At 64.5% G+C, this 8,135-nt stretch carries 6 protein-coding genes (1 of these 6 running past the window's edge); all 6 read left to right on the top strand.

The features are described 5' to 3' along the window. A protein-coding gene (gene lhpI / locus QA637_RS17060; protein ID WP_153440541.1) for a bifunctional Delta(1)-pyrroline-2-carboxylate/Delta(1)-piperideine-2-carboxylate reductase crosses the window boundary here: on the top strand, window positions 1–404 show its end. It extends 544 nt beyond the left edge of the window; only the last 404 of its 948 coding nucleotides appear in the window; its start codon lies off the left edge, out of view; the stop codon is at window positions 402–404. A gap of 247 nt (window positions 405–651) precedes the next feature. After that, window positions 652–1,878, top strand: coding sequence for an ABC transporter substrate-binding protein (locus tag QA637_RS17055; RefSeq protein WP_153440542.1), 1,227 nt, complete (start codon window positions 652–654; stop codon window positions 1,876–1,878). Beyond that, complete coding sequence (locus QA637_RS17050) at window positions 1,862–3,574, top strand: ABC transporter permease (RefSeq protein WP_153440543.1); 1,713 nt, start codon at window positions 1,862–1,864, stop codon at window positions 3,572–3,574. Before QA637_RS17055 ends, QA637_RS17050 begins: the two co-directional genes overlap by 17 nt. After that, a complete protein-coding gene (locus QA637_RS17045) occupies window positions 3,575–4,240 on the top strand; it encodes an ATP-binding cassette domain-containing protein (protein WP_283062423.1) in 666 nt (221 codons plus the stop codon). Next, the gene (hrpB, locus tag QA637_RS17040; protein WP_153440545.1) at window positions 4,240–6,699 is read left to right on the top strand and encodes an ATP-dependent helicase HrpB; all 2,460 of its coding nucleotides are present in this window, start codon (window positions 4,240–4,242) and stop codon (window positions 6,697–6,699) included. Before QA637_RS17045 ends, hrpB begins: the two co-directional genes overlap by 1 nt. A gap of 99 nt (window positions 6,700–6,798) precedes the next feature. Then, window positions 6,799–8,097, top strand: a complete 1,299-nt coding sequence (locus tag QA637_RS17035; protein ID WP_153440546.1) for an ActS/PrrB/RegB family redox-sensitive histidine kinase — start codon at window positions 6,799–6,801, stop codon at window positions 8,095–8,097. Window positions 8,098–8,135: the final 38 nt, after the last annotated feature.

Genomic DNA, 8,135 nt, shown 5'->3' with positions numbered 1-8,135 from the left:
ATCTCGAAGCGGCGGCGCGCGAGGCAGACATCATCTCCTGCGCGACGCTTTCCTCCGAACCGCTGATCCGCGGCGATTGGCTGAAACCGGGTGCGCATCTCGACCTCATCGGCGCCTTCAAGCCGACCATGCGCGAGTCGGACGACCGTGCCGCCGAGCGCTCCAGGATCTTCGTCGACACACGCGAAGGGGCGCTCAGCGAAGGCGGCGATATCGTCCAGCCGATCCGCTCGGGCGTAATCAGCAAGGATGCGATCTGCGCCGATCTCTTCGAGCTGGCCCGCGGCGCACATCCCGGCCGCACGAAGGCCGAGGAAATCACGCTGTTCAAGTCGGTCGGCGCCGCATTGGAAGATCTGGCAGGCGCGGTGCTTGCCTTCGAAGCGCAGCGTGACATGGCCTGATCGACGCAAGGCGGCCAGGCCTTTCCGCATCCGGCATCCGGCGACCGGTTTCACCGAATCGTGAGAGCGCCGCCCGCTGGCGCGCATTGACGCGGACGGCATGCGGCTTACCTTCGCCCGACACCTACAGCGCCGCGCGTCTTATCAGACGCGCAACGGACGCTGCAGCACTTTGAATTCCTGCATGTTTTTATCCCTAAATCGGCTACGATTTAAGGAAACATGCAGAAGCGAGACGGAGCGGCTCATGATCGGGCGGGCAAGACAGTTCATCACGGCCGCAACCCTGGCGCTCGGTCTCGCCAGCGAAGCGTCCGCGATCGACGTCAGCGACTGGAATTCGGTCGTCGCGGAGGCCAAGGGCCAGACCGTCTATTTCAATGCCTGGGGCGGCGCAGAAAACATCAACGCCTATATCAAATGGGCCGGCGACGAAATGAAAGCGCGCTACGGCGTCTCCGTCGTCCATGTGAAACTCGACGACACCGCAAAGGCGGTCGCGACCGTCGTCGCGGAAAAGGCCGCTGGAAAGGACCATGGCGGCGCTGTCGATCTCGTCTGGATCAACGGCGAAAACTTCGCGGCGATGAAACGCGAGGGCCTGCTTTTTTCTCCCGATTGGGCGACGAAACTGCCGAATTGGGCCTATGTCGATCATGAGAGCAAAGCGACGGTTCTCACCGATTTCACGATAGCGACCGAGGGACTGGAAAGCCCCTGGGGCAGCGCCAAGCTCGTTTTCTTCTACGATTCGGCGCGCACCCCGAGCGGCGAACTGCCCGATTCGGCCGCTGAACTGCTCGAGTGGGCCAAGGCCAATCCCGGCCGTTTCTCCTATCCGCAGCCACCGGACTTCACCGGCTCGTCGTTCCTCAAGCAGGTGCTGACCGAGCTGATCGACGACAAGGCCAAGCTGCAAAAGCCCGTTGACGAGGCGACCTTTGCCGGGGATGCCGCTCCGCTCTTTGCCTATCTCGACAAGCTCACGCCGCTGCTCTGGCGCAAGGGCAAGGCCTATCCGCAGAACTACCCTGACATGAAACAGAAGTTCGCCGACGGCGAGCTCGACATCATTTTCGCCTTCAATCCGGCGGAAGCGTCGGCGGCGATTGCCAATGGAGAACTGCCGGACAGCGTGCGATCCTTCGTCTTTTCGGGCGGCACGCTCGGCAACACGCATTTCGTCGCGATCCCCTACAACGCCTCGGCGAAAGCGGGCGCGCTGCTCTTCGCCAATTTCCTGCTCTCACCCGAGGCCCAGCTGCGCAAGCAGGACCCGAAAATCTGGGGCGACCCGACCGTCCTGTCGCTGGCAAAGCTTCCGGCCGCCGAGCGGCAAGCCTTCAGGGCACTCGATCTCGGCGCCGCGACGCTCGGCCCCGACCAACTTGGACCTGCGCTCGGCGAGCCGCATCCGGACTGGATGACGCGAATTGAGGCGGAATGGACCCGGCGATATGGGGCAGCGAACTAGGCGGCTGGATCAAGACCGAGGGGTCACGTACGTGACCGCCGGCAACGGCCTTCTTGTCATCATCCTTGGACTCCCGGTGCTGGCGGGGGTCGCGGGAACGATCCTGCCGGCATTCGGCTACCTGCCTGCTCTCGGCGGCTTTCGCCCGACGACGGTGTATCTCGCCGAGCTTGCTGGCCAGCCCCACATCCTTCGTTCCGTCCTTATCGCCCTGGCGGCGGGCCTGATCACCACCTTTGCGGCGCTCGCAATCGTCGGAACCTTCACTGCAGGCTTTGCCGGCACGCCGATTTTTGCCCGCATCCATCATCTCGTTTCGCCGCTGCTTGCCGTTCCACACGCCGCCGCGGCCTTTGCTCTCGCCTTCCTCATCGCGCCTTCCGGGCTGCTTCTCCGACTGGTCTCGCCGGAGCTGACCGGCTTCACGCGGCCGCCGGACTGGCTTCTGCCGAACGACCCCCTCGCGCTCTCGATGATCGCGGGGCTTGTCACAAAGGAAGTGCCCTTCCTCTTCCTGGTGACGCTCGCTGGCTTGCCACAACTTCCGCTGCGCAGGGCAAGGCAGCTGATGGCGGCACTTGGCTACGGACGTTTGTCCGGCTTTCTGATCAGCCTCTGGCCGACGCTCTACAGACAGATCCGACTGCCTGTCTTTGCTGTGCTTGTCTATTCCGTCTCCGTTGTCGATATCGCGATGATCCTTGGTCCGCAGCTGCCGGCGACGCTGCCTGTGCGCATTGCTCATTGGGCGGCCGATCACGACCTCAGGATGCGATTTCTTGCCTCCGCCGGCGCATTGTTGCAACTCTTCGTCGTCTTTGCGGCGATCGGAATCTGGCTCGCGCTCGAACGGCTCGGAAAGCTCGCGCTAACCTTCCTGACGTTCGCGGGTACGCGACTGCGGAAAGACATGCTGCCCCGGGCAACATCGGGATTGGCCATGGCGGGCTGCGCCGCCATCATATTTTCGGGACTGGGCGCCCTCTTCATTTGGTCCGTCGCCGGTCTCTGGCCGTTTCCAAAAGCACTGCCCGGAATGATAACCGCCAAGATCTGGCTGCGCACGTTGCCACAGATCTCTGAGCCGCTGCTCACGACTGTCGCCCTCGCCCTTTCCGCCTCGGCGCTGGCATTGCTTATCGCGATTTCATTGCTTCATCGAGACGGCCAGGGCGGCAACGGTGCAAGCTACAAGCTTCTTTACCTGCCGCTCATCGTACCCGAGATCAGTTTTGTCTTCGGCCTGCAGGTCCTGGCGGTCTCGATCGGCTTCACACCCGCTTTCCCAAGCGTGCTGGCGGTCCATTTGCTGTTCGTCCTGCCCTATGTCCTCCTCTCGCTGTCGGCACCCTGGCGCGAACTCGATCCACGTTTCGAACAGGTAGCGGCCGGGCTCGGGAAACCGCCCCTGCGGGTGCTCGTGACGGTCCGGCTGCCGCTTCTGTTTCGAGCCTGCCTCACCGCCTTTGCCGTCGGGTTTTCGGTGTCGGTGAGCCTCTACCTTCCGACGCTGCTGATCGGAGCAGGACGGCTGACAACGATCACCACCGAGGCGGTTGCTCTTTCGGCCGGCGGCGACCGGCGCGTCATCGGTGTCTATGCGCTCGTCCAGGCGGCTCTTCCCTTTCTCGCATTTGTCGTTGCGTCGCTTGGGCCCCAGTTGCTATTCCGCAACCGTCGCGCAATGAGGATGTGAATGCAGGCAGTTGACGACCCGATGCCGCTCACGCTGGCGGATGTGACGATTCGGCTCGCGGAGCGAACGTTGCTGTCCGTATCGGCGACGGTGATGCCCGGCGAGGTTCTGACCGTCATGGGCCCGTCCGGCTCCGGCAAGTCGACACTGCTCGCCTTTGCCGGCGGGTTTGTCGATCCGGCCTTCCGTGTCAGCGGCCGAATTCTGATCGGTGACAGAGACCTGACCGATGTCCCGGCAAATAAGCGCCGCGCCGGCATCCTGTTTCAGGACCCCCTGCTTTTTCCGCATCTCTCCGTCGGCGGCAATATCCTGTTCGCGATACCGCAGGCGGTGAAAGGACATAAGATGAGACGACAGCTCGCCGAGCGGGCATTGGAGCAGGTCGGGCTCGCCGGCTTCTTCGATCGCGATCCGGAAACGCTCTCCGGCGGCCAGAAGGCGCGCGTGGCGCTGCAGCGTACGCTCGTTTCGGCACCGCGTTACCTCCTTCTCGACGAACCTTTTTCGAAACTCGACGCGGCACTCAGGCAGCAGACCCGCGCGCTGGTCTTCTCGAAGGCGAAGGCGGCAGGCGTGCCGATCATTCTCGTCACCCATGACGGCGCGGACGCGGAAGCGGCCGGCGGCAGAGTGATCGAGATCGGCAGCGAGGCAGAGGCCTGATGCGCGATCTTCCGCCACTGCCGGTTCGTGACATTCTGCCCCGTGTGGGCGAGGTGCTCAAAGAGGCGCCGTCCGTCGTGCTCTCGGCGCCGCCCGGCGCCGGCAAGACGACGCTTGTGCCGCTCTTTCTTCTGGACCAGCCCTGGCTCAACGGCGGCAAGGTGATCCTCCTGGAGCCACGCAGACTCGCCGCCCGTGCCGCCGCCGGACGGATGGCCGAGCTGCTCGAAGAAAAGGTCGGTGAGACCGTCGGCTACCGCATGCGGCTCGACAACAGAATCTCGGCGCGGACGCGAATCGAGGTGGTGACCGAGGGCGTCTTCAGCCGGATGATCCTCGACGACCCCGAACTTTCCGGCGTTTCGGCCGTGCTCTTCGATGAATTCCACGAGCGCTCGCTCGACGCCGATTTCGGTCTGGCGCTGGCGCTCGATGTGCAGTCGGCTTTGCGCGACGACCTGAAGATCGTCGTCATGTCGGCAACGCTCGACGTCGGGCGGGTCGCCAGGCTGCTTGGCGATGCTCCCGTCATCGAAAGCCAGGGCCGCAGCTTTCCGATCGATATTCGCTACGAGGAGAGGAACGCTGGCGAGAGCGCCGAGAATGCGGTTGCGCGGGCGATCGTGGACGCCCACCGATCCGAAGCGGGTTCGATCCTCGCCTTCCTTCCAGGCCAGGGGGAGATCACCCGCACCGCCGAGCGTCTCGCCGGGCGTTTTGATGAGAAAACCGCGGTCGTGCCGCTCTACGGCAATCTGAGCCAGAAGGAGCAGGATGCGGCCATCCGCCCGGCACCCGCCGGCACGCGCAAGATCGTGCTGGCGACGTCGATCGCCGAGACCTCGATCACCATCGACGGCGTCAGGATCGTCGTCGACAGCGGTCTGCAGCGACTGCCGGTGTTCGAAGCCTCGACGGGGATCACCCGGTTGGAGACGGTGCGCGTATCGCGGGCATCCGCCGATCAGCGCGCTGGGCGCGCCGGACGAACCGAGCCCGGGATTGCAATTCGCCTGTGGCACCCGGGCCAGACCGCAGCGCTTGTCGCCTTCACGCCGCCGCAGATCCTCGCGAGCGATCTTTCCGGCCTTCTGCTCGACCTCGCCCACTGGGGCGTTGCCGATCCATCCTCGCTCGCCTTCATCGATCCGCCGCCCGAGACGACGTTGCGTGAGGCGCGCAGCCTGCTCGTCGAGCTTGGAGCGCTCGATGCCAACGGTGCGCTGACACCGCGCGGGCGCAGGATACGCGATCTCGCTTTGCCGGTCCGGCTGGCGGCAATGGCGGTCTCGGCGGCGGAAGAGGGCGAGGCGCAGGAAGCCTGCCTGCTGGCGGTGATGCTGACCGAGCAAGGCCTCGGCGGCAGCAGCCTCGATCTCGAGGAGCGGCTGCGCCGGTTCCGGGCGGACCGCGGCGATCGCGCCGATGCCGCTCGGGGGCTGGCAAGGCGCATGGCGGCCGACCTCAAGGCGCAGATGAGCAATGGCCAAAGCGCGCTGCCCGGTCCATTGCTGATGCACGCCTTTCCTGACCGGATCGCGCTCCAGCGCGGCGGCCGCGGGCGCTTCGTCATGGCGAACGGACGCGGCGCCGAAGTACCGGAAACCGAGCGACTTGCCGCAGCGGGAATGCTGGTCATTGCCGATCTGACCGGACGGGCTGGCGCCCAGCGCGTGCTCGCGGCAGCAGAAATCACCAGGGCGGATGTCGAGGCACATATGCCGGAGGCAATCCGGCGGGAGGAGCAGATCTTCTTCGATCGTGCGAGCCACCAGGTGCGCGCCCGCCGGGTCACCCGCCTCGGCGCCATCATCTTCGAGGAAACGCCGCTTTCACGCCCGAGCGGCGAAGCGGCGGCGCGCGCGCTCGCCGACGGCGTTCGTCAGTTGGGCCTTGCCGTCCTGCCCTTCTCGAAGGAAACGGCACAATTGCGCGATCGCATCGGCTTTCTCCATAGGTCGATCGGCGAACCCTGGCCGGACGTCTCGGATGAAGCGTTGCTGTCGCGCCTCGACGACTGGTTCGTGCCGTTTCAGCATGACGCCGGCAGCATCGACGGGATCAGGGCCCATGATCTCGCCGAAGGCCTGCTGTCGCTCGTTCCTTACGATCTTCAGCGCGATCTCGGTAAGCTCGCCCCGACGCATTTCGAAGCGCCGACCGGGCACCGCCATTCGATCCACTATGATGGCGACGAGCCCCTGCTTTCGATCCGCGTACAGGAGCTTTTCGGTCTGAAAGAGCATCCAACGATCGGCAATGGGCGGCTGCCGCTGCTCCTGGAACTCATATCGCCCGGCCACCGCCCGATCCAGACGACCCGCGATCTGCCGGGCTTCTGGGCCGGATCGTGGCGGGACGTGAGAGCCGACATGCGCGGGCGCTATCCGAAGCATCCCTGGCCGGAGGACCCGGCGAACGCGATGCCGACGACACGCGCCAAGCCGCGTGGTACATGAAACCACTGTATAATTCCCGGATCAGATGAGTTTGGGGCATTATAGGGGTGCTGCGACTCCCAAATCCGGCGGACGCAGCGGTGGAACGAAAGCGGCAGCATGGCAGCAGCGATGGCACTCGACTACAATGACATGAACAGCAACCGCAGCCTCAGGCTTCAGACGCTCGTTCGTCTGCGTTGGCTGGCCGTGGGCGGCCAGTCGCTTGCGGTCATCATTACCGCGGTGTGGCTGCAGTTTCCCTTGCCGCTCGTTCCCTGCCTGGCGCTGATCGCGAGCCTTGCGCTGCTGAACACCCTCCTGACGATCCGATTTCCACCGACACACCGGCTGACACCGCCGGCTGCCTTCGCGCTGCTCGGCCTTGATCTCGCGCAGTTGACGGCACTGCTCTTCATCACCGGAGGCCTCGCCAATCCCTTCGCGCCGCTCCTTTGCGTGCCGGTCATCATCTCCTCAGCCTCGCAGCCGAAGCCGCACAGCATCGTGCTGGCGGGCTTTGCGGTCATCGGGGTTACCGCACTTGCCTTCTCGCCCTACCCGCTGCCCTGGTATCCCGGAACCGTTCTCCTGATCCCGCGGGTGCTGACGGCCGGTATCTGGTTCGCGATCGTTTCGATGACGGCGTTTGCCGCTTTCTACACTTACCGGGTTTCGCTGGAGGCAAGCGAGCTTTCGGAAGCGCTAACCGCAACCGAGCTCGTGCTTCAGCGCGAAAAACACCTGTCGCAACTCGACGGCCTCGCCGCCGCCGCGGCGCACGAACTCGGAACGCCACTCGCCACCATCAGCGTCGTCGCCAAGGAGATGGAGCGCGAGCTCGGCGACGATCCCCGCTTCGGCGAGGACGTCCACCTCTTGCGCAGCCAGAGCGAACGCTGCCGCGATATCCTGAAGCGGCTCACGACGCTTTCGTCCGAGAGCGAAGAGCATATGCGGCTCCTGCCGCTTTCCTCGCTGATCGAGGAGGTGATGGCGCCGCATCGCGAATTCGGGATCGAGATCGAGCTCAAGGAAAAAGGCGATCGCGCTTCGGAACCGGTCGGCATCCGCAATGCCGGGATCCTCTACGGGCTCGGCAATCTGCTCGAAAACGCGGTCGATTACGCGCGCAAGAAGGTGACGGTCACGGCCGAGCATACGGCCGAACGCGTCAGGGTGACGATCGAGGATGATGGCGATGGTTTCTCGCCGGATATCCTCATGCGCATCGGCGAGCCTTATGTCACCAAACGGCAGAAGGACGACAGCGCCGGCGGCCTGGGTCTCGGCCTCTTCATTGCCAAGACCTTGCTTGAGCGCTCGGGCGCTCGACTGCGCTTCGAGAACGGCAGTCCGGGTGCGCGTGTCAGCGTCGAATGGCCGCGCGCGCTGATGGATACGAAACTGGCGAAATGACTTTTGGCAGTTTATTGAAGACGACAGCGAGAAAACCC

This window comes from Sinorhizobium terangae, from assembly GCF_029714365.1.
GTDB classification, from domain to species: domain Bacteria; phylum Pseudomonadota; class Alphaproteobacteria; order Rhizobiales; family Rhizobiaceae; genus Sinorhizobium; species Sinorhizobium terangae.
The sequence above is the reverse complement of the archived record's forward strand: the minus strand, read 5'-3'. Positions and strand labels throughout refer to the sequence as shown.